Source organism: Microbacterium sp. HM-570, from assembly GCF_054165885.1.
In genome coordinates this window covers 187,902-209,039 of sequence record NZ_CM135111.1, presented here as the reverse complement: position 1 = coordinate 209,039, position 21,138 = coordinate 187,902, and the positions used below count along the sequence as shown (strand labels likewise).

Annotated in this window: 22 protein-coding genes and 1 tRNA gene; 10 read left to right on the top strand and 13 right to left on the bottom strand. The window is 65.1% G+C overall.

The genetic code is table 11. The features are described 5' to 3' along the window. Positions 1-9: 9 nt before the first annotated feature. The gene (lnt, locus tag ACT9TC_RS00965; protein ID WP_458041621.1) at positions 10-1,557 is read left to right on the top strand and encodes an apolipoprotein N-acyltransferase; all 1,548 of its coding nucleotides are present in this window, start codon (positions 10-12) and stop codon (positions 1,555-1,557) included. A 71-nt stretch (positions 1,558-1,628) separates the two neighbouring features. Here lnt and ACT9TC_RS00960 read toward each other — a convergent pair whose 3' ends face one another. The 4 genes from ACT9TC_RS00960 to ACT9TC_RS00945 form a co-directional block, all read right to left on the bottom strand. Further along, positions 1,629-2,012, bottom strand: coding sequence for an RNA polymerase-binding protein RbpA (locus ACT9TC_RS00960; protein ID WP_396641324.1), 384 nt, complete (start codon positions 2,010-2,012; stop codon positions 1,629-1,631). A gap of 147 nt (positions 2,013-2,159) precedes the next feature. Beyond that, positions 2,160-2,936 carry a glycerophosphodiester phosphodiesterase family protein gene (locus tag ACT9TC_RS00955; RefSeq protein ID WP_458041620.1) on the bottom strand — a complete coding sequence of 259 codons (777 nt, stop codon included), beginning with the start codon at positions 2,934-2,936 and terminating at the stop codon, positions 2,160-2,162. Between the two features lie 11 nt (positions 2,937-2,947). Continuing rightward, complete coding sequence (locus ACT9TC_RS00950; RefSeq protein ID WP_458041619.1) at positions 2,948-3,898, bottom strand: SPFH domain-containing protein; 951 nt, start codon at positions 3,896-3,898, stop codon at positions 2,948-2,950. Then, a complete protein-coding gene (locus tag ACT9TC_RS00945; RefSeq protein ID WP_458041618.1) occupies positions 3,895-4,386 on the bottom strand; it encodes an NfeD family protein in 492 nt (163 codons plus the stop codon). Before ACT9TC_RS00945 ends, ACT9TC_RS00950 begins: the two co-directional genes overlap by 4 nt. A gap of 132 nt (positions 4,387-4,518) precedes the next feature. Here ACT9TC_RS00945 and ACT9TC_RS00940 point away from each other — a divergent pair, with 132 nt between their 5' ends. Then, positions 4,519-5,277, top strand: a complete 759-nt coding sequence (locus tag ACT9TC_RS00940) for an SDR family oxidoreductase (RefSeq protein ID WP_458041617.1) — start codon at positions 4,519-4,521, stop codon at positions 5,275-5,277. A 70-nt stretch (positions 5,278-5,347) separates the two neighbouring features. On the opposite strand, the gene ACT9TC_RS00935 is transcribed toward ACT9TC_RS00940, so the two are convergent. After that, positions 5,348-5,899 (bottom strand): HdeD family acid-resistance protein, encoded by a 552-nt coding sequence (locus tag ACT9TC_RS00935; RefSeq protein ID WP_458041616.1) that lies wholly within the window; start codon positions 5,897-5,899, stop codon positions 5,348-5,350. 93 nt (positions 5,900-5,992) lie between these two features. Continuing rightward, positions 5,993-6,916: an AEC family transporter gene (locus ACT9TC_RS00930; protein ID WP_458041615.1), complete on the bottom strand. Its 924-nt coding sequence runs from the start codon at positions 6,914-6,916 to the stop codon at positions 5,993-5,995. A gap of 177 nt (positions 6,917-7,093) precedes the next feature. Here ACT9TC_RS00930 and ACT9TC_RS00925 point away from each other — a divergent pair, with 177 nt between their 5' ends. From ACT9TC_RS00925 to ACT9TC_RS00915, 3 genes are read left to right on the top strand one after another with little or no spacing between them, the layout of a single operon-like run. Beyond that, positions 7,094-7,687 carry a molybdopterin-dependent oxidoreductase gene (locus ACT9TC_RS00925; protein ID WP_458041614.1) on the top strand — a complete coding sequence of 198 codons (594 nt, stop codon included), beginning with the start codon at positions 7,094-7,096 and terminating at the stop codon, positions 7,685-7,687. Next, positions 7,681-8,406, top strand: a complete 726-nt coding sequence (locus tag ACT9TC_RS00920; protein WP_458041613.1) for an FAD-binding oxidoreductase — start codon at positions 7,681-7,683, stop codon at positions 8,404-8,406. Before ACT9TC_RS00925 ends, ACT9TC_RS00920 begins: the two co-directional genes overlap by 7 nt. Further along, complete coding sequence (locus ACT9TC_RS00915) at positions 8,403-8,684, top strand: DUF6510 family protein (protein ID WP_458041612.1); 282 nt, start codon at positions 8,403-8,405, stop codon at positions 8,682-8,684. Before ACT9TC_RS00920 ends, ACT9TC_RS00915 begins: the two co-directional genes overlap by 4 nt. A gap of 741 nt (positions 8,685-9,425) precedes the next feature. Here ACT9TC_RS00915 and ACT9TC_RS00910 read toward each other — a convergent pair. Next, positions 9,426-9,776 carry a hypothetical protein gene (locus ACT9TC_RS00910; RefSeq protein WP_458041611.1) on the bottom strand — a complete coding sequence of 117 codons (351 nt, stop codon included), beginning with the start codon at positions 9,774-9,776 and terminating at the stop codon, positions 9,426-9,428. A gap of 120 nt (positions 9,777-9,896) precedes the next feature. On the opposite strand from ACT9TC_RS00910, the gene ACT9TC_RS00905 reads away from it, so the two are divergent. Genes ACT9TC_RS00905 through ACT9TC_RS00895 form a run of 3 tightly spaced genes read left to right on the top strand, consistent with a single transcriptional unit; the run spans position 9,897 to position 11,799 of the window. Continuing rightward, positions 9,897-10,466, top strand: a complete 570-nt coding sequence (locus ACT9TC_RS00905; protein WP_458041610.1) for a dihydrofolate reductase family protein — start codon at positions 9,897-9,899, stop codon at positions 10,464-10,466. Between the two features lie 26 nt (positions 10,467-10,492). Beyond that, complete coding sequence (locus ACT9TC_RS00900) at positions 10,493-11,020, top strand: hypothetical protein (protein WP_458041609.1); 528 nt, start codon at positions 10,493-10,495, stop codon at positions 11,018-11,020. Next, the gene (locus ACT9TC_RS00895) at positions 11,014-11,799 is read left to right on the top strand and encodes a hypothetical protein (RefSeq protein ID WP_458041608.1); all 786 of its coding nucleotides are present in this window, start codon (positions 11,014-11,016) and stop codon (positions 11,797-11,799) included. The genes ACT9TC_RS00900 and ACT9TC_RS00895 overlap by 7 nt, the downstream gene beginning before the upstream one ends. 52 nt (positions 11,800-11,851) lie before the next feature. On the opposite strand, the gene ACT9TC_RS00890 is transcribed toward ACT9TC_RS00895, so the two are convergent. From ACT9TC_RS00890 to polA, 4 genes are all read right to left on the bottom strand, one after another. Continuing rightward, on the bottom strand, positions 11,852-12,610 hold the full coding sequence (locus tag ACT9TC_RS00890) for an SGNH/GDSL hydrolase family protein (RefSeq protein WP_458041607.1): 759 nt from the start codon (positions 12,608-12,610) through the stop codon (positions 11,852-11,854). A 192-nt stretch (positions 12,611-12,802) separates the two neighbouring features. After that, positions 12,803-13,852 (bottom strand): LLM class flavin-dependent oxidoreductase, encoded by a 1,050-nt coding sequence (locus tag ACT9TC_RS00885; protein ID WP_458041606.1) that lies wholly within the window; start codon positions 13,850-13,852, stop codon positions 12,803-12,805. A gap of 101 nt (positions 13,853-13,953) precedes the next feature. Next, positions 13,954-15,630 (bottom strand): DUF885 domain-containing protein, encoded by a 1,677-nt coding sequence (locus ACT9TC_RS00880; RefSeq protein ID WP_458041605.1) that lies wholly within the window; start codon positions 15,628-15,630, stop codon positions 13,954-13,956. 9 nt (positions 15,631-15,639) lie between these two features. Next, positions 15,640-18,297: a DNA polymerase I gene (polA, locus tag ACT9TC_RS00875; protein ID WP_458041604.1), complete on the bottom strand. Its 2,658-nt coding sequence runs from the start codon at positions 18,295-18,297 to the stop codon at positions 15,640-15,642. Positions 18,298-18,368: 71 nt separating this feature from the next. On the opposite strand from polA, the gene ACT9TC_RS00870 reads away from it, so the two are divergent. Beyond that, the gene (locus ACT9TC_RS00870) at positions 18,369-18,794 is read left to right on the top strand and encodes a hotdog fold thioesterase (protein WP_458041603.1); all 426 of its coding nucleotides are present in this window, start codon (positions 18,369-18,371) and stop codon (positions 18,792-18,794) included. Positions 18,795-18,856: 62 nt separating this feature from the next. Here the strand turns inward: ACT9TC_RS00870 and ACT9TC_RS00865 are convergent, their stop codons facing one another. Then, on the bottom strand, positions 18,857-19,477 hold the full coding sequence (locus ACT9TC_RS00865; RefSeq protein WP_458041602.1) for an ANTAR domain-containing response regulator: 621 nt from the start codon (positions 19,475-19,477) through the stop codon (positions 18,857-18,859). Positions 19,478-19,515: 38 nt separating this feature from the next. On the opposite strand from ACT9TC_RS00865, the gene ACT9TC_RS00860 reads away from it, so the two are divergent. Further along, positions 19,516-19,598 (top strand) — tRNA-Leu (locus tag ACT9TC_RS00860). A gap of 30 nt (positions 19,599-19,628) precedes the next feature. On the opposite strand, the gene pyk is transcribed toward ACT9TC_RS00860, so the two are convergent. Then, complete coding sequence (gene pyk, locus ACT9TC_RS00855) at positions 19,629-21,077, bottom strand: pyruvate kinase (protein WP_458041601.1); 1,449 nt, start codon at positions 21,075-21,077, stop codon at positions 19,629-19,631. Between the last annotated feature and the right edge of the window lie 61 nt (positions 21,078-21,138).

Below are 21,138 nucleotides of genomic sequence, written 5' to 3'. Positions count from 1 at the left end.
GGTAGTCGGATGCCCATGTCATCCGCTGCGTTACACGACGCGACACGGCCCGTGCTGCCGTTGTGGATCGCTGTCCTTGCTTCGATCGCTGCCGGGTTCTCGCTCGATCTGGCCTATCCCGATGTTGCCTGGTGGCCCGCAGCCTTCGTCGCCGTGGTGCTTGCTCTCGTGTCCATCATCGGACGGGGCGCGTGGGGCGCCGTTCTGGTGGGGTTCGCCTTCGCGGCTCCCTTCTTCCTCTCGAATCAGGTCTTCACGGCGCGGTACCTCGGCCCCGTCCCCTGGCTCGCCCTGTCGTTGTTCGAGGCGGCCATCACCGCCGCGTTGACCGTCTTGATCGCGCTGGCCTATCGTTGGCTGCCCCGGGTCCTGCCTGGCCTCTGGGCGCGCCTCACAGCGTTGCCGGCCCTCGTCGCCGGCTTGTGGTGCCTGCGCGAACTGGTCGTCGGCACCTGGCCCTATGGCGGGTATCCCTGGGGCCGGGTGGGCATCACCCAGACAAACGGACCCTTTGCCGAGGCCGCGTCCTGGGTCGGCATCACGGGATTGTCTTTCCTCGTGGTGGTGTTCTGTGCCGCGCTGATCGAGTACGTGCGCGCCGGAAGGTTCCGAGACCTGCGCACCGCGGCACCCGCGGCTGTGGTCATCCTGTTGATCGCCGTCGCGCCACAGTTTCCGACTACAGACGCAGGGACCATGCGTGTTGGATCCGTCCAGGGCAACGGTCCCTCGGGCTATTTCGATCGCGCACCGGCGAACGCCGTACTCGCCGCGCAACTCGCCGCCACCCGGCCGCTCTACGGCCAAGAGATGGACGTGCTGTTGTGGCCCGAGGGTGGCGTGGATTCTGATCCGTTGAACAACTCGAGCACTGCGAGAACGCTCGACAACGTCTCCGAGGGTGTCGATGCCCCACTCATCGTGAACGCCGCCACCGAACGCGACGGACTGTTCTTCAACACGTCGATGCTGTGGAACGCGGGGGAGGGCGCGGTTGTCACGTACGACAAGAGGCACCCCGTACCCTTCGGCGAGTATGTGCCGGACCGCTGGTTCTACCGCCTCTTCGCGCCCGACCTGATCGACCTGATCCAGCGTGAGTACACACCGGGCACCGATGCGCCGCTGTTCGATGTCGGCGGAGTCGGTGTGGGCCTCGCAATCTGCTTCGACGTCATCTACGACGACGTCATCTGGAACGGAGCACGCGAGGGTGCTCAGGTGTATATGTTCCAGACGAACAACGCGGACTTCCGCGGGACGGACGAGAACGTACAACAGCTTGCGTTCGCCCGTATGCGTGCGATCGAAACAGGTCGGGCCGTTGTGAACCTATCTACCGTGGGCACGAGCCAGGTAATCGCTCCCGACGGCAGTGTGATCGACGGCCTTCCCGTGGACGAAGCCGGGTACATGCTCACCGAGGTTCCTCTGCGAACGGGGCTGACGCCGGCGGTGGTACTGGGCGACGCGGTGCCGATCGGGATCGCGACCGGCAGCCTGCTCTCGCTCGCCGTCCTGGGGCTGGCACTGAGAACGCGCAGACGCACGGTGTGACGGCTGAGGGCTAGACACGAATAAGGGACCGGATGCCGAAGCATCCGGTCCCTTATTCGGTGTCGTGTGGGCTACGCCCCGAGCAGCAGACTGTCGGGGTTCTGGCCGGCGCCGCGGCGTGCCCGCAGGTACGCGAGACGCTCTTCGAGGAGTTCCTCGAGCTCGGCGCGCGTGCGGCGCTCGAGCAGCATGTCCCAGTGCGTACGCGGGATCTTGTCGGCGCTGTGATCGATCGTCACAGCCTCGTTGTCGACGACCAGTGCAGCCTCGGCGCCGCACGTGCGGCACTCCCAGGCTTCCGGTGCCTCGGCGTCGGCCGCGAACACCAGCTTGGTCTGTCGTTCGCACACGGTACACGCGTACGTGTACTCCGTGCGCTCCATGAATACGACGCCCTCTTCGCTCTGTAGGCTCTGGGCGCCGAGACGCATGCCCCGTAGGCTGCGATCTGCCATCGTGTGGTCTCCTCGGCGTGTGTATGACGGAGTCGTATAACTCCTTCCTCCGGTATAACGCCATGACCTGGGTGCATCATCCGAACGGGCCGTCGAGGCGCGTCATTCTCAGTCAACGCACAGCGTGAAGGTCGGGAGTTTTCCGGATCAACCCCAGGCGTCGAGGGCGACATCGGCCCTGTCTGTGACGATCCCATCCACTCCCAGTTTCACGAGGCGGCGCATATCGGCTGGATCGTTCACGGTCCAGACGTGCACCTCTACGCCAGCCGCATGCGCCGCACGGACGAGACGCGGGGTGAGGACGCGGAAACGTCCATGGCGCTCGGGGATCTGGATCGCGTCCACTCCGACGAAGAGTCGGGCCGCAGCGCGCTCTGAGCCGAGTGCCACCGCGCCGAGAATGCGTGCGATCGTCGCAGCGCCGGCGGATGTCGCGGGACCCACTTCTCCGGCGCCAGAGCGGGCTGCGGCAAGCGCGGCAAGGCGCCGTCGATCCGAGAAACTCGTGAGCAGCACCCGCCCGCCGTGATCGGCGACCTCGCGTCCGACCGAAGCAGCCGCCGCCGCGGCCTTCACATCGAGGTTGAAGCGCAGAGTCGGAAACGCGTCGAGGGCCTGGCTCAGAGTCGCGAGCCCACCGCGCGTTGCCATCAGATCCGAGAGTTCACTCACCTCGACACTCGCGATCGGGCGGGGGTCGCCAGTGACACGTTTGAGGTCGTTGTCATGGAACAGAACGACGACGCCGTCGCGGGTGACGTGGCAATCCGATTCGACGTAGAGGGCGCCGGTCGCGTGCGCCTGCGAGAGCGCCGCGAATGAGTTCTCGACGATCCCGCCGCGCGCCATACGCGACGTGACGAACCCTCTATGAGCGAGCACGCGGGGCCGTCGTGCACCGGCGAACCAGGGATGGCTCACGGGGAAGGGCTTCAGGCGAGCGGAGGAACAGGACCGCCCGCGGCTGGGGGAGTGGGCCGCTCGGGTGTCGCCGGCTTCACACCGAAAGCGTTCGTGATACCGCTAAGTGCTGCGGTGAACTCGCTCGGAATGATCCAGAGCTTGTTCGACTCGCCCTCGCTAATCTTGGGCAGCGTCTGCAGGTATTGGTAGGCCAGGAGCTTCTCGTCCGCGTCGCCGACGTGAATGGCGTGGAAGACGGTCTGGATCGCCTGGGCCTCTCCCTCGGCGCGGAGCACGGCCGCGGCCTTGTCGCCCTCGGCACGGAGGATCTCAGCCTGGCGGGCGCCCTCGGCCGTCAAGATCGCCGACTGCTTCGTTCCCTCGGCAGTCAGGATGAGAGCACGTCGGTCACGCTCGGCTCGCATCTGCTTCTCCATCGAATCCTGGATGGAGGCGGGCGGGTCGATCGCCTTCAGCTCGACGCGACCGACGCGGATGCCCCACTTGCCGGTCGCCTCGTCCAGCACGATGCGCAGTTTCTGGTTGATCTCGTCGCGGCTCGTCAGCGCTTCTTCGAGGTTCAGGCCTCCGACGACATTACGAAGTGTTGTGGTCGTCAGCTGCTCGACGGCCCCGAGATAGTTGTTGATCTCGTATGTCGCGGCGCGCGGGTCCGTCACTTGGAAATAGATGACCGTGTCGATGGAGACAACGAGGTTGTCCTCGGTGATGACGGGCTGCGGGGGAAACGACACGACCTGCTCGCGCAGATCGATCAGCGGCCGAACGCGGTCGATGAACGGCACCAGCACGTTCAGTCCCGGCATCAGCGTGCGGCGGTAGCGTCCGAGCCGCTCGACGACCCCCGCAGAGGCCTGCGGAATGATGCGAATCGATCGAGCGATGACGACGACGACGAAGATGAAAACGACGAGCGCCAGTGCCCAGCCGATCGCTGTGGGGATGATGTCCTCGATCATGCGGGGAACTCCTCCTGGATTTCTTGCGGTGGTTCAACCGGTTGGACGACTGCGGTGGCCCCGTCGATCAGGGTGACGGTGACCGCGACGCCGGGAGTGATCTCGATGGCCGTCGCTGTGCGCGCCGTCCACGTTTCACCGTTCGCGAGGCGCACCTGTCCGCCCATCGGTCCGACCGTAGCGACGACGACGCCGAGCATGCCGCGGAGTGCATCGACATTGCTGAGGGCAGGATCCTCGCCGCGGCGGAGGCGTCGTAGGAGGGGTGGCCGGAGCACGAGAAGCAGAAGAGCCGCGACAGCCGCGGCGATGATGACCTGCAGCCAGAGTGGAGCACCCGCGAGGTCCGATGCCAGGCCCGCAAGCCCGCCGAGTCCGAGCATCAGGAAGGTCATTTCGAGCGTCAACGTCTCGATCGTGAAGAAGACGAGGATCAGAACGATCCATCCGATCCACGCGAACTGCTCGACGTTCTGGATGAGTTCCATGAGAGGCCTCCTCCTCACCGAACCTAGCACGCGGGTGGCGCGGAAAGGCCGGAGGATTTGCCGCAACGACAGGCCAGCGGCGCCCGCTTGGTAGGGTCGAGAACGTCTCACCCCGCCACCCCAGGAGTACGCATGTCACAGCCCCTCGCACCCGGTTCGCTCGTAGGAAAGCGGGTGCTCGTGACGGGCTCGTCCCGTGGAATCGGTGCCGATACGGTTCGGCATCTCGCCGAAGCGGGCGCGGACGTCGTCATCAACTTCCGCAACAAGGGGCCTCGCGCCGAGAAGCTGGCCGCTCAGGTCCGCGAGCTCGGTGTTCGCGCGCTCGTCATCGGTGCGGACCTCACCGACGCCGATTCGGTCGGCACGATGTACGCCGAGGTCGAGCGGGAGTTCGGTGGACTCGACATCCTGGTCCTGAACGCCTCGGGTGGCATGGAGAGCGGAAGGGGAGAGGACTATGCGCTCCTGCTGAACCGTGATGCCCAGGTCGGGGCGCTGCAGCGTGCCCTGCCGTTGCTCGACGCGGGTTCACGCGTCGTGTTCGTGACGAGCCACCAGGCCCACTTCATCCGAACGACTCCGACGATGCCCGAGTACGAACCCGTCGCTTTGTCGAAGCGCGCAGGCGAGGACGCCCTGCGTGAGCTGATCCCCGATCTGACGGAACGCGGGATCGAGTTCGTCGTCGTCTCGGGCGACATGATCGAGGGAACGATCACGGCAACCCTCCTCGAGCGGGCGAACCCCGGCGCCATTGCTTCACGGCGCGAGTCGGCCGGCAAGCTCTACAACGTCGGCGAGTTCGCCGCAGAGATCGCGCGAGCGGCGGTGGAACCGATTCCCGAGGACAACACACGCCTGGTGGGCGACACCACCGACTTCGGCTGAGCTGTCGTACGAAAAAGCGCGCATTCCCGGAGCCGGGGATGCGCGCTTTTCGCGTGTAGCGACCGGTCGACTAGAGCGGCTTGAAGCTGAAAGCGCGGACGATCTGGATGATGCCGAGCACGACCAGTGAGATACCGAGCATGAGCCACAAGATAGCGATGTAAAGCGGCGAGAACAGCAGCACGATACCCGCGACGATGCTCAAAAGTGCGAAGAAGATCGTCCATCCCTTCGAGGCAGAGCCGCCGAGTGTCGTAAGCGCGACGACGCCTTCGACAATCCACATGATGCCAACGAGAATCCCGAGGAACAACGCGAGCCAGCCCGTTGCGGCCGCGAGGTCGGTGAAGACGATGATTCCCGCGATTACATACAGGAGACCGAGAACGATGTGGCCAACACGCGCCCACCCGCCCATCGACTTGGCGAAAATACCTAGACCGGCATATACGAGACCAGCCACAACGGCGTATACCGCGATGATTGCTGTTACGAAAATGGCCGTGCCGCCGGGGCGAATCAGAATGAGGATACCCACGATGAGCGCGATGGCGCCGCTCAGTCCGAGGGCGGTGCGGATGCCGTTGACGGCAGCCTTTTCGACGGGAATGTTGGTGGACATGGGAGTGTCCTTTCTGAGAAATACCTGTGAGACACCAGGTTAGCGCCGTCGCGGCTTCATGCACAGATGGCCGCAGAGGCGTGTCGAGCGGGTCTAGGACAGCACGAGCGCGACGATCAACAGCACGGGGATGCATCCGACCGTGGTCAGAAAGATCGTGTCGCGGGCGATGCGTTCGCCTACGTCGTAACGCTGCGCGAAATTGAAGACATTCTGCGCGGTCGGGAGAGCGGCCAAAACAACAACGGCCAGAACCTGGTCGCGGGGGAGCGCGAAGACGAACTGCGCCAGCGACCACGCGACGAGCGGCATCGCGACGAGTTTGAGCCCGCTCGCCAACAGGATGTCGCGGCGTCGCCCTTTCGCCGCCAGCACGCGGGCCCCGGGAAGGGAGAGGCCGTACGAGATCAACAGGATGGGAACGCATGCGCCGGCGATCAGTGCGATCGGCTCCCACACGACGGGTGGCAACTGGATACCGGTGAGCGCGACGACGACGCCGAGCGCTGCGCCGATCAGCATCGGGTTGCGGGCTGTCTGCTTGATGATGCGACCGACGGACGGCGCCGACGTGCTGGTCGATGCGTCGAGAAGTACGAGAGCGATCGGCATGAAGACGAGCAACTGGGCGAGGATCACCGGTGCCGAGTATGCGGCGTTACCCATCAGGTAGAGGGCGATCGGGATTCCGATGTTGTTGGCGTTGACGTATCCCGAACCGAGCGCGCCGACGACGGTGTCGCCCAGCCCGCGTCGCCACAGGAGTCTGGCAAGAACCGCGTAGACCGCGAACATCGAGATTGCTGTCAGCGCCGAGACGGGCAGAAGCGCCGAGAATAGCGTCGGAATGTCCGCCTCGGCCAACACGACGAAGAGCAAGAATGGCGAGAGGACGAAGAAGGTCAGTCGCGAGAGGACAAAGTGTGCGTGCTCGCCGAGCAGTCCCTGCCGCCCGAGAACATAGCCGAGCGCGATTGCGAGTCCGACGACGGCGAACCCGGTGAGGATCCCGCTCACCGCGTGCAGCTTCCGCCGTGAATGCGCGGCGTGTGGGGGAGTGGCACGACTCGAGCGTAACGATGTGCGACGATCTGCTGTGTTACAGACGAGGCGTGATCGGATACGCTGTGGCTCGGACTTTGCCCCCAAAGGGGCACGATTTCGGAGCCCGATCGGGCGTGACGGGAGACTGACGTGGCGATCTTCTCGCGAGGATTCGGTGAGCGACGACGTGAGAGCGATCCGCGGCTCCCGCCGGGCCAGTACCTCACCGCCGACTTCCCCGTGCTGTCCGCGGGCCCGACGCCGCAGATCGACACGGGGGACTGGGCCTTCTCGATCGCTACCGAAAAGGGCGTCGTCACCGACTGGACGTGGGACGAGATCCACGCGCTTCCTATCGAGGATGTGCACACCGACATCCATTGCGTCACCCGCTGGTCGAAGCTGGAAACGACGTGGCGGGGCGTTTCGCTCGACACGCTCTTCGCCGGGCTCGATACGGCCGATGAGTACGTGATGGTGCACTCGTACGGCGGCTACACGACCAATCTCGCGCTCGAAGATCTGCTCGGCGGCAAGTCGTGGATCGCGTTCGAGTTCGACGGCGAACCGCTCGATCCCGAGCACGGCGGTCCCGCGCGGCTGCTCGTGCCGCACCTCTACTTCTGGAAGAGCGCTAAGTGGGTTCGAGGCATCACGCTGCAGGCTCACGACGACCCGGGATTCTGGGAGCAGAACGGATACCACACCCACGGTGACCCCTGGACTGAGGAACGGTATTGGTAGCGCCTCGTACCTGGGCTGTCGCGCAGGTCGCGGACGTCACGAAAGTAACCCCCAATGCACGGGTTCTGGGAATCGATGTGCCCGGATGGCCTGGCAATCTTCCCGGACAGCACGTCGACGTTCGCCTGACCGCGGAGGACGGCTACCAAGCGGTGCGGTCATATTCGCTCGGCTCGTCGGGCACGGGGGAGCGGATCGAGCTTGCGGTGGACGAGCACCCTGAGGGAGAGGTCTCGCCCTATCTCGTGCGCGACGCGCAACCGGGAGATCATCTCGAGATCCTCGGACCGCTGGGCGGCTATTTCGTCTGGCGGGACGAGGATGCGTCGGCCGTTCAACTGATCGCCGGGGGATCGGGAATCGTTCCGCTCCGTGCGATCGCGCGAGCTCGTGCCGCCGCGGGTACGGGTCAGCCGTTCCGACTGTTGTATTCGGTCAAGTCTCCCGAAGACGCGATATATCGCGATGACCTGATGATGCTGGGGGAGCAGGGGATCGAACTCACCTGGGCTTTCACGCAGCATGCTCCCGAGGGTTGGCCGGGCGTCGTCGGGCGGCTGAATGCTGAGACGATCGCCGCGGCTGTCTTTCCCGCGACGGATGCTCCCACGGTGTACGTATGCGGACCGACGGCGTTCGTCGAGGTTGTCTCGCGTCGACTCGTCGAGCTCGGCCACGATCCGGCACGCATCAAGACCGAAAGATTCGGGGGCGGATGATGGATCCACACAGGCGCGCGGCTCACGCGGACCACGTCGATGGCAACGTGCTGGCCGGCGCTCTGGGACGTCTGTTCGGTGGTGAGCCGACCGAGATGGTCGCCGTGTGCGCCTCGTGCGGTTCTGCTGCTCGAATTGCCGAGGCTTGGGTCGAAATCGACGACACCGCGGCGATTGTCCGCTGCCGATCGTGCACGAAGACCCTCGCCACCGTCATGTTCGCGGAGGATCCGCCACGTATGACCTTCTCTGCGCTCGCTGAGCTTCGCACGACCTGAGGTTCGCAGAGCGGCTGACTGGGCTCGTACTTCTCCGTGGTTGATCTCCGATAATGCACATTATGTCAGTTCACATTGGCGACCTGGGAATGTCACGCGCCACCCTGTACCGACGGCTCGCACAGCTCGAGGCCCACGAGTAGACAGATGGCCAGTTCACGGGCGTCAATCAGGCTGACACGCGCATCCGTAGATTCCGCAGAATCGTCTGTCAAAGCCCAGGTCAGCGCGTTGCGCTGGTGACATCTACTTTGGCACCGTGCAGTTTGTTTTCGCCCCTACTCAGCATGTCAGTATCCGCGTTGGTAATCCGGAAATGTGAGTGCGAAGACGAACAACATTCCGAGAACCACCACGGTCACGATCAGCGGTAGAGCAGACACCATGCGCTGGATCCAGGAGCGTGCGGAGCGCATTCGCCAACGCGACGCACGACACGCGCACGCAGCGCGAAGGACACGATCGTACCCAGCACGGCCGCGAGAAAGATCGGGACGACGAGCGAGATCCCCGGTAAGAGGTATCCGATTCCATCCGAACAAGCCCACGATCCGGTGCCTGCCTCTCCCCCGACGAGCAAATCACAGCCCTAGTGCAGGACGCTTTGCAGCAGGTGCATGAGTAGCGTCGCCGACAGGGTGGCAATCGTCGCACCCAGGCCGAGCGCTGTGATGGCCCGCATCGAGGGCAACTCGTATGGGTGCGTCATACTTGAACGCTACGCGCAGGGGAAGCTGCCGCTTAGAACTCTTCGAGATCCGTCCACTCCTGCTTCGAATCGACCGGCACAACCGCCGCCGTCGGGGTGTGCCAGCCGAACTGACGCAGACGAGTCGCCTCCGCAGTCATCCTGTCGACCAGCTCCTGATCGACCGGGTCTGGTTCGTCCGTGCGCACCTCGTGCGCGACCAGCTGGCTGGCGGGGCCGATGAGTAACTCGACTCGACCGTGTTCTCCATCTTCTTCCAACGTCGGCACCTCGACAGTGGCCGATGCAGCCACCTGCGACAAAGCCTGCGCGTAGTCCAACAGTGCGCGCGCGATCTCCGACCCGGTCACGATCGAATCTCCCGCGTAGTGGATTTTGTGCATCTTCTAGGTGTATCAATCGCCCGCAGGTGACCCCACCCCCTTTCATCGGGCGCCCATATCCGCTAAGCCGTACTGTGCAGTGTCGAAGTCGGTGTCGGTGCTGCCTCGTACATTTGCAAGATGACTCGGGTCGTCTACTACACAGCTGCCACGTTCGATGGGTTCATTGCGGACCGGTCCGACTCCCTCGACTGGCTGTTCGCCGTGCCGGATGCTGCCGAAGCGGAGGCCGGCATCGACTCGTTCATGGATCGAATCGGCGTACTCGTCGAAGGCTCAACGACCTATCAATGGGTGGTCGACCACGATCAACTGCTGGAGCATCCCGAGAAGTGGGTTCAGTTCTACGCGAACCGTCCGACGTTCGTCTTCACCAGCCGGACGCTGGCTGCCGTTCCGGGAGCAGACATTCGCTTCCGGTCGGGTGACGTCGTCGACGCCTGGGCCGAGATTGTCGCGGCAGCCGACGAGAAGGATGTCTGGGTCGTCGGGGGCGGTGACCTCGCCGGGCAGTTCGCCGATGCGGAGCTCCTCGACGAGATCGTGCTGAGCGTCGCCCCGGTCGCGTTGGGATCGGGGCGGGCGCTTCTCCCCCGGCGGCTGGAATCGAACTGTCTGACGCTCGAGGGAGTGCGCCGGGTCGGGCAGTTCGCCGAGTTGACCTACTCTGTGGATAACTCCCAGCGCTGATCTGCAGCGCGCGCTAGCGTGTGGGCGTGCAGCGGCCCGTCAGGATCCTCGTCGTCGCGGCTCTCGCCGCCCTGCTGGCGGGGTGCGCGGCCGATCCGGTCGCCAAGCCCACGCCCACCCCGACGTTCGGTTCGGAGGCCGAGGCATTCGCGGCCGCGGAAGCTACCTATCGAGCTTATGTCGATGCGCTGAACCAGGTGGACCTCGCGGACCCCGAGACTTTCGAGGCTGTGTATGCCTGGACGACAGGTGAGCTGAATGCGGGCGAGCGACAGCTCTTTACTCGGATGCATGCTGATGGGGAGTCTGTGACCGGCGCATCTTCAGTTCAGTTATTCTCGCCGACGAGTTTTGACAAGACTGACTTGTCCGTGACGGCTGACGTGTGTCTTGATGTCTCAGGTGTCGACGTCATCGATCAAAGGGGCGTCTCGGTTGTGGCACCGGACCGTGTGGATATTCAGTCGATGCGCGTCAAATTTCGTCCCAGTGCTGATGATCACCTGCTCGTAATGGAAAGCGTCAGCGGCCGAGACGACGGTCCGGCATGCTGACAGCACCGCTCGTGCTCCTGCTCTCAATAGGGCTCTCGTCTCCGGGCGCAGCACCGGCCGAAGCTTCGCAGTGCTTGGGTGGAAGCTGGAGCGGCACTTGCAGCGCCACCACGGACGGAAGCCAGGTCGACGTCGGTGCCGGGACCACCACTCCGGGCAACTCCGGCTCGTCGAACGGCCAGGGCGGGTCCGGCGGCGGCAACGGCGGCGGCGGGTCCGGCACCGCTCCCCCGGCATCTGAGGAGGAATGTGACTCGGCTCTCTGCCGGCCGCTCTACAGCGTCGTGACGCTCCCCGATGTGACCGCCGAAGATCTGCGCTCATTCATTCCTGCTCTGCCGACCGTGACGGGCGAGCCATTGGGTCTCGGTGTGGTGGGGATGCCGACGAATCTGCTGGCAGCATCATCCGTTCAACTCCAGAGCGGGCCGCTCTTGGGTTACGACGTCACCGTCCGGTTCACGCCAACGGGATTCCGCTTCGATCACGGCGACGGCACGAGCCGCACGACAACGACGGGTGGATCGAGCTGGGCCCGCCTCGGAGTTCCCGACTACACCGCCACCCCGACCAGTCACGTTTACGGCACCCCGGGGTCGTATCGCGCCGGAGTACGCGTCGTGTACACCGCGGCCGTCAATTTCGGCACGGGGACGTGGCGGCCGGTCACTGGCGCTGTCATGTCCGCTGCGGCGTTCTACGATGTGCGAGTCGTCGAGGTGCGCACCGGTCTCGTCCAGCGAACCTGCGCCGAAGACCCCTCGGGTCCGGGGTGCTGACGCCGCGGGAGAAGCATCCGAAACGCGCACCCGAACGCGCGCCGACGCGGGCTTAGGAGAGCGGGGGGATCGTTACCCACACGGGGTACTTCGCGACGCGACCATCGCCCGACGAGGTGCGGGTGATGCGTCGGCGCATCCACGGACCGACATGCGTGCGGTAGTAGGCCAACCCCTTCGGTCCACCCGCTGCGAGTGACGGCAGCTCCCACCACTCCGGTGGCGGGGTGAACCCGAGCGCATCCAGCACTCGGGCGGCGACGCGGTGATGGCCGCGCGCATTCATGTGCAGACGGTCCTCAGACCAGAACGGCGGCGTCGCCAACTCGGCATCGGGCCAGTTGAGCGCGCGGACGACGTCGGTCCGCCCCGCGGCCCGACCGAGCACGGCACGAGACAGGGCATCGCCGCGGCGTCGGATCATGCGGCCGAGCGGGAGCTGCTGCGACGGGTCGGCGCCCGAGAGCAAGAGCAGGGTGACGCCTTCTTCGTCGCAGCGGCGCAGCACCTCGGCGAATGCATCCGCGAGGCTGTCGATGTCCGCTCGGGGCCTCAGCATGTCGTTACCGCCGCCGTTGAACGACAGGTGCGTCGGCTTCAACGCCAGCGCGGGCTCAAGCTGCTCGCGGACGATCGGCCAGATCAACTTGCCGCGAATAGCGAAGTTCGCGTACTCGATGGGCTGAGCGGTCGCATTTGCCCAGCCCTGTGCGACAAGGTCCGCCCAACCACGGCTGGTGCCATCGGGGAGCTCGTCGCCGACGCCCTCGGTAAATGAGTCGCCGATAGCGACGTAACGGACGGATGGCACCCGACAAGCCTAAGCGTCGCCGAGCCGGACCGGCATGCGTTCGGTTGGGCGGTCGGTGCCCTGCCGGGCGCGCATTCGGTTGCTCGGCGAACATCTCGAAGGAGTCACCCGTCGCCAGGCCACGAAAACAGGCTCACGACGCGTGATTCCTGAAGTCTCTCCTTCAAGATGTCCGCCGACACTTTCATAACGTCAGCTGGCGACCGTGCCCGGATCCTCGGCCAGCAGCTCATGCACGCGCGGGATGACCCGCGTGCCGTACAACTCGATGCTCTTCATGAGCTTGTCGTGCGACAGCGAGCCCGAGGCGTACTTCAGGTCGAAGCGCGAGATGCCGAGTGTTCGCACGGTCTGCGCGATCTTCTGAGCCACGGTCTCGGGCGATCCCGCGTACGTCGCACCCTCGGGCCCGACGTCGTGCTGGAAGCGCATCCGGTTGTAGGGGGGCCACCCGCGCTCGCGACCGATCGTGTTGTTCAGCTCTTCGAAGCCCGGATAGGCCTCTTCCCAAGCCTGCTGATCGGTCTCGGCGATGTGGCCGGGCGAGTGGACGCCGACGGGCAGCATCTCTGTCCCGAGCGCGGTGAGCGAGCGGTGGTACAGGTCGACGAACGGACGGAACCGATCGGCCGGTCCTCCGATGATCGCCAGCATCAGGCCCAACCCGTGCCGCGCGGCCCGCACGACCGACTCCGGGCTACCGCCCACCCCGATCCATGCCTTCAGCCCGTTCTCGGTCTTGGGAAAGACGTCGGCGTTGTCGAGCGGTGCACGTGTCGTGCCCTGCCAGGTGACCGGCTTCTCTTTCAGCAGCTCGGTGACCAGCCCGAGCTTCTCTTCGAACAACACCTCGTAGTCGCTGAGCTCGTAGCCGAACAGCGGGAACGACTCGATGAACGAACCACGCCCCAGGATGATCTCGGCGCGGCCCCGCGAAATCGCGTCCAGCGTAGCGAACCGCTCATACAGCCGCACGGGATCGTCGCTGGAGAGCACGGTCACTGCCGTGCCGAGCCGAATGTTCTCGGTGCGGGCCGCAATCGCCGAGAGGACGATCTCGGGACTCGTGATCGCGAAGTCGCGTCGGTGATGCTCCCCCAGGCCGATGAACGAAACGCCGACCTGGTCGGCCAGCACCGCCTCGTCGACGACGTCACGGATGGTTTGAGCATCGCTGACCAGAGAGCCGTCGGAGCCGCGGGTGATGTCGCCGAAGGTATCGAGACCGAGTTCGAGAGTCATAGGCACGCCTTTCTATTCACGTGTATGTAACAGGATGCCTCACTCGACCATTCCCGTTCGACCCAACGCACTCTGTCTCCGGTTCGGACCCGGGCATCGGGTCAGCCGCGCAGCAGGGCCGTGCGGAGGGTGTCCAGGCCGACGCCTCCCATGTCGAGCGCGCGCTTGTGGAACTCCTTGATCGAGAAGTCCGCGCCCCGGGACTCGGCGTAAGCGTCGCGCACCTGCTCCCAGATGCGCTGACCGAGCTTGTACGAGGGTGCCTGTCCCGGCCATCCGAGGTAGCGGTTGACCTCGAAACGCACAAATTCGTCCGGCATGTTGACGTTCCGGCCCATGAAGGCGAGTGCGTACTCGGCATCCCAGATGCCTTCGCCATCCGGACGCTGCTTGCCGAGGTGCACGCCGATATCGAGGACGACCCGGGCCGCGCGCATCCGCTGTCCGTCGAGCATGCCCAGCCGATCGGCGGGGTCGTCGAGATACCCGAGGTCCTGCATCAAGCGTTCCGCGTAGAGGGCCCACCCCTCGGCGTGCCCAGATGTGCCGGCGAGCAGGCGCCGCCACGAGTTCAACTGAGCCCGGTTGTAGACGGCCTGCCCGATCTGCAGGTGATGTCCGGGGATCCCCTCGTGATAGACGGTCGTGAGTTCGCGCCAGGTGTCGAACTCGGTGACGCCTTCCGGCACCGACCACCACATGCGGCCGGGGCGGGAAAAATCGTCCGTCGGGCCCGTGTAGTAGATGCCACCCTCTTGCGTGGGAGCGATCATGCACTCGAGCGTGCGGATCTGTTCGGGAATGTCGAAGTGGGTCGCGCCCAGCTCGGCAACAGCCCGATCGCTCGTTGCCTGCATCCATTCCTGCAGTGCCTGAGTTCCATGGAGTTTTCGTGACGGGTCCTTCTCGAGCAGGGCGACGGCCTCTTCCACGCTCGCTCCGGGGCTGATCTCGTTCGCGATGGATTCTTGCTCGGCGACCATGCGCGCGAGCTCTTCCGTGCCCCACTCGTAGGTCTCGTCGAGGTCGATGGAGGCACCCAGAAAACGACGCGAGTGCAGGGCGTAGACCTCGCGCCCCACAGCGTCTGCCTCACCCGCGGCGGGCGCGAGTTCTGCGCGCATGAACTCCGCGAGCTGGTCGTAGGCGACCCGAGCGGCTCCCGACTGGTTGGCGAGCTCGCGGGCCAGAGATGCCGGCAGCTGTCCATCTGCGGGGGCGGCTTCGCTGGCGAACTCGGCGAAGAAGCCGTTGTCGGCGGTGTAGCGGCTGATCTGCGTGAGCACCTCGACGACCTGTCGCCGTGCGGGCACGATGCGCTGGCGAATACCTTCACGAAGCGACTCGGTGTAGCCCTCCACGGCGCCCTTGACGGCGCCCAGCCTGCGAGCTATGACTTCCCAATCCTCGGGGGAAGACGTGGGCATCAGGTCGAAGACTTCGCGGATCTCTTGCGCCGGGGAAGCGATCACGTTGAGGTCGCGCAGGTTCCAGCGGATGTCGTGCAGCTCGAGCGCCAGGCGAAGCTCACTCAAGAGGTCCGTGCGGGTGATGTCGTCGATCGGGTCCGTCGGTGTTGCGGAATCCAGCGCCGAGAGCGTGCGGCGCGCCTCGTCGGCGAACCGCGCATGCCCCGCGGGCGAGAAGTCGTCGAAGCGGTCGGCGTGCTCCATCCGACCGATGTAGGTACCGAGCGTGGGCGAGAGGTCAGCGAGGGTGTCGACCCAGGTTTCGGCGATCGCGTCGATCTGCGTGGGCGTGCGAGTTGCTTCGGTCATCCTTCGAGCCTAGTGAGCGGCCTCGTTCCAGTCGGAACCGCGACCGATCTGCACATCCAGGGGCACCGAAAGCTTCGCGGCACCACCCATGCGGGTGCGGACGATCTGCTCGGTGGCGTCCCACTCGCCCGGCGCCACTTCGAGCACGAGTTCGTCGTGGATCTGCATCAAGACACGCGATCCCAGTCCCTGCTCGCGCAGCGCGGCGTGGATGTCGAGCACCGCAATCTTCATGATGTCGGCGGCGCTGCCCTGGATGGGGGCGTTCAACGCCGCGCGCTCCGCGTTCTCGCGCAGGACGCGGTTGGGACTCGCCAGGTCGGGGAACGGACGGCGGCGCCCGAAGATCGTCGTGGTGTATCCGTCGATCTTCGCCTGTTCGACCGAGGCGCGCAGGTAGTCTCGCACCGCCCCGAATCGCGCGAAGTACTCCATCATGAGCTGCTTCGCCTCGGATTGTTCGATGCGGAGCTGCTTCGACAGCCCGAACGCCGACAGCCCGTAGACGAGGCCATAGGACATCGCCTTGACCTTGGTACGCATCGCCGAGCTGACCTCGGCCGGCTCGACGCCGAAGACACGCGCGCCGACGAATCTGTGCAGGTCTTCGCCCGAGTTGAATGCCTCGATCAGACCCGGGTCCTCGGACAGGTGCGCCATGATGCGCATCTCGATCTGCGAGTAGTCAGCCGTGAGGAGGGCCTCGTAGCCCGGACCGACCTCGAAGGCGCTGCGGATGCGACGCGACTCCTCGGTGCGGACCGGGATATTTTGCAGGTTCGGGTCCGTGCTCGAGAGGCGACCCGTCTGGCTGCCTGTCTGCAGATAGGTCGTGTGGATGCGCCCGTCGTCCGCGATCGCCGTGTCGAGCGACTCGATGATCTGCCGCAGCTTGGTCGCTTCGCGGTGCTGCAGAAGAAGATTCAGGAACGGGTGGGGTGCCGTCTCTTGCAGGTCGGCAAGCACCGCGGCATCCGTGGAGTATCCCGTCTTCGTCTTGCGCGTCTTCGGCAGGGCGAGCTCTTCGAAGAGCACCTCTTGGAGCTGTTTGGGCGACCCGAGGTTGACCTCACGACCGATGGTTGCGTACGCCTCCTGAGCGATCCCCTCGGCACGAGCGCCGAGTTCCGCCGAGAACTCCGACAGCTTGGTGTGTGAGACCGCGACACCCGCGAGTTCGAGATCGGCCAGCGCCGTGAGGGTCGGCAGTTCGATGTCATCCAGAACCGCGCGAACCGGCTCGGGCATGTCGTCGACGAGAGCGTCCGCGACGCGCAGTGTGTACCAGGCGAGCTGCGCCGGGGTCGCACCCTCTGTCTCGGGAACGAGCTGGGTCGGATCGGACTCCGGGAGCTTCTCGTCGAGGTACCGGTCGACGAGGTCGGCGAGCGTCTTGTCGGGGAAGCTCGGGCGCAGCAGCCAACCCGCGAGCAGCGTGTCGAACGCGAGCCCGCCGAGGGAGTGCCCCGCACGGCGAAGCGCCTTGACCTGCGGCTTGGCGTCGTTGGTCACCTTGGGTGCGGACCCGGCGAACCACTCTCCCAAGGCATCCCAGCCGGGAGCATCCGCCGTCCATGTCAACTCGAGGGCCTCGTCGCTCGTTGCGAGTCCCACCCGGTGCGGCATCCCCGACTGCAGTGTGACGGTGACGCCGACGGATACCTCGGGCGCAAGTGCGTTGGCCCAGTCCGCTGCCTCAGCGGCCGTGACTTCGCGTACCGTCGGGGCGGCGATGCCCGGCTCACGTGCGGCGGCGGCCGCGGTCTCTTCGGCATCCATGCCGACCGCCTCGAAAACGCGTGGAAGCAGCGTGCGGAACTCGAGGCGGGCGAAGATGTCGCGAACGGCCTGTGCATCCATCGGCTGCATCGCGAGATCTGCCGGGCCGAGCGGAAGCTCGAGATCGCGGACAAGGCGGTTGAGCGTGCGGTTGCGGCGGACGGCGTCGATGTGCTCGCGCAGGTTGTTGCCGACCACGCCCCCGACCTTGTCGGCGTTGCTCAAGAGTTCGTCGAGCGAACCGAACTGGTTCAGCCACTTCACCGCGGTCTTCTCGCCGACCTTCGGCACGCCGGGCAGGTTGTCGCTCGTCTCTCCGACGAGGGCGGCAATGTCCGGATACTGCTCCGGACGGACACCGTAGCGCTCGACCACCGCTGCGGTGTCGTAGCGCTTGAGTTGAGAAACGCCCTGAACCGACGGGTACAGGAGCGTGACGTCATCCGTCACCAGCTGGATCGAATCCCGGTCGCCGGAGACGACCAACACGTCGAACCCCTGCGCAGCACCCTGGGTGGAAAGGGTTGCGAGAACGTCGTCTGCCTCGTAATCCTCTTTTGTCACGATCCGGATGCCCATGGCTTCGAGGGCGTCGCGCAGCAACGGGATCTGGCCCGAGAACTCCGGAGGCGTCTCTGACCGATTGGCCTTGTACTCCGCGTACTCGCGGGTACGGAACGAGGAACGCGACAGATCGAAAGCGACGGCGATGTGCGTCGGTTTGTGGTCTTTGATCAGGTTCACGAACATCGACAGGAAGCCGTAGATGGCGTTCGTGTGCTGATGATCTTTGGTGGTGAAATTGTCGACCGGGAGCGCGTAGAACGCGCGGAAAGCCAGCGAATGGCCGTCGACGATCATGAGAGTAGGCTTTTCGGAGTCCGGCACCCCCACAGCCTAGCCACCGGTTCGGACAGTCCCCACGGGCGCGACGTGCCCTCGCTCTTGAAGGAGGGCTCATGCCCGATGCTCCTGCCGTGGACCCGCTCGAATGGGTCAACCGACGTGGATTCGGCGCCCTCGGCGACAAGATGGGGTTCGCCTGGGTCGAGTTCTCGCGGGAACGCGCCATCGCCACGATGCCCGTCGAGGGCAACACTCAGCCCGTCGGCCTCCTGCACGGCGGAGCGTATGTCGTACTCGGCGAATCCCTCGGCTCGATGCACGCCAACCTACTGGCCGGACCCGGTCGCTTGGCCGTCGGAGTCGACATCAACGCGACCCACACCCGGTCGGCCACGCAGGGCCTCGTCACAGGAACCTGCACGCCCATCCACGTCGGGCGCAGCATCACCGTCCACGAGATCGTCGTGACGGATGATCAGGGTCGCCGTGTGTCGACGATCCGCATCACGAACCTCATCAAGGACATGCACGCGTCCTGAGGCTCAGGTGGTCCCTTCGACAGGCTCAGGGACCGTTTCGCGTCGCTCGTCCGTGCGGCGGACTAAGCCTTCTTCGACGCCAGCTGCTCGATGATCGCCTTCGCGACGTCCTGCATCGTCAGACGGCGATCCATCGACGCCTTCTGAATCCAGCGGAACGCCTCGGGCTCCGACAGCCCCATCTTCTCGTTGAGCAGGCCCTTGGCGCGGTCGACGAGCTTGCGGGTCTCGAAGCGCTCGACCATGTCGGCAACCTCGGCCTCGAGCGTGATGATCTGCTGGTACCGGCTGAGCGCGATCTCGATCGCCGGGAGGAGATCGTTCGGCGTGAACGGCTTGACGACGTACGCCAGGGCGCCGGCCTCGCTCGCACGCTCCACGAGCTCTTTCTGGCTGAACGCCGTCAGCAGCACGACGGGCGCCACGTGGTTCTTGTTCAGCTTCTCGGCCGCGCTGATGCCATCCATGATGGGCATCTTGACATCCATGATCACCAGATCCGGACGCAGTTCGGTGGCGAGCTGAACGGCGGTCTCGCCGTCCCCCGCCTCCCCGACGACGTCGTATCCGTTATCACGGAGGATCTCGACGATGTCGAGTCGGATGAGCGACTCGTCCTCCGCGACGACGACGCGCCTCGGGGTCGAGGGCGTGGGCGTTGCGTTCTGGTCTAGCTCGGTCACGTTTGAATCCTACGGTATGGTCATTCTCGGACGTGCGGGCCGGTGTGGCGGAATGGCAGACGCGACCGACTCAAAATCGGTTGCCCGTGAGGGCGTGTGGGTTCGAGTCCCACCACCGGTACTTTTATCGGCCGCCCCGCCCGTCCCCCGGCTACTCCCGGGTCTGATAGATCGGGGCGGCGCCGTGGACGGCGTCTCCGACCTTGTGGACACGGATGTCGTTGGTCGAGCCGACGATTCCGGGAGGGGATCCCGAGATCACGACGACCTTGTCGCCGACGGATGCCAGGTCGTTCGAGAGCAGGTAGTCGTCGACCTGAATGAACATGCGGTCCGTGTGGGCGACGTGCTCGACAAGGGTCGAGCGGATGCCCCAGGTCAGCGCCATACGACGCCGGATGGCCGGTTCAGGCGTGAACGCGAGCATGGGGATGTTCGGACGCAGACGCGACATACGACGCGCCGAGTCGCCCGATTCCGTGAAGATGCAGAGGTACTTGGCCTCGACGAAGTCGGCGACCTCGATGGCCGCGAGGGTGATCGCGCCACCCTGTGTGCGCGGCTTGTTCGTGAGCTTGGCGATGCGGTCCAGACCGTGCTCTTCGGTCGATGCGACGATACGTGCCATCGTTTCGACGACGACCACGGGGTACTCCCCCACACTCGTCTCGCCCGACAGCATGACGGCGTCGGCACCGTCGAGGACGGCGTTCGCGACATCGGATGTCTCGGCGCGGGTGGGCACGGGGCTGTTGATCATCGACTCGAGCATCTGCGTCGCGACGATGACCGGCTTGGCCATCCGGCGAGCGATCTCGACGGCGCGCTTCTGAACGATCGGCACGGCCTCCAGCGGCAGCTCGACACCCAGGTCGCCACGGGCGACCATGATGCCGTCGAACGCGTCGACGATCTCTTCGAGGTGATCGACGGCCTGCGGCTTCTCGATCTTGGCGATGATCGGGACGTGACGTCCCTCTTCGGCCATGATGACGTGCGCGCGCTGGACATCCTTCGCGTCACGGACGAACGACAGGGCGATCAGGTCCGCGCCGATGCGCAGGCCCCAACGCAGGTCCGCCTCGTCCTTTTCGGACAGGGCTGGGACGTTGACAGCAACGCCGGGCAGGTTGATGCCCTTGTTGTTCGACACGGGACCCGCGACGATGACCTTGGTCGTGACGACGGTATCGGTCTTCTCGACGACCTCGACCTTCACCTTGCCATCGTCGATCAGAAGGAAGTCACCGGGGTTGACGTCCTGCGGCAGGCCCTTGAACGTCGTCGACACGAGCTCTTTCGTGCCGGGGATGTCTTCGATCGTGATCTTGAAGATGTCGCCCACAGCGAGATCGTGGGGGCCGTCGGCGAACTTGCCGAGACGGATCTTCGGGCCCTGCAGATCGACCAGGATCGCCACGGGGCGTCCGGCATCCTCTGCCGCCTTACGCACGTTCGCGAAGTTGGTCTCGTGGACGGCATAGTCGCCGTGGCTGAGGTTCATGCGGGCGACATCCACGCCCGCATCGATGATCGCTCGCACCGACTCATAGGTCGAGGTGGCGGGGCCGAGGGTGGCGACGATCTTGGCACGTCTCATCGTGTGATGCTCCGGTGGGGTTCGGGGTTTGGTCTAGATGGGACCGGTAACAAAGTCCGAG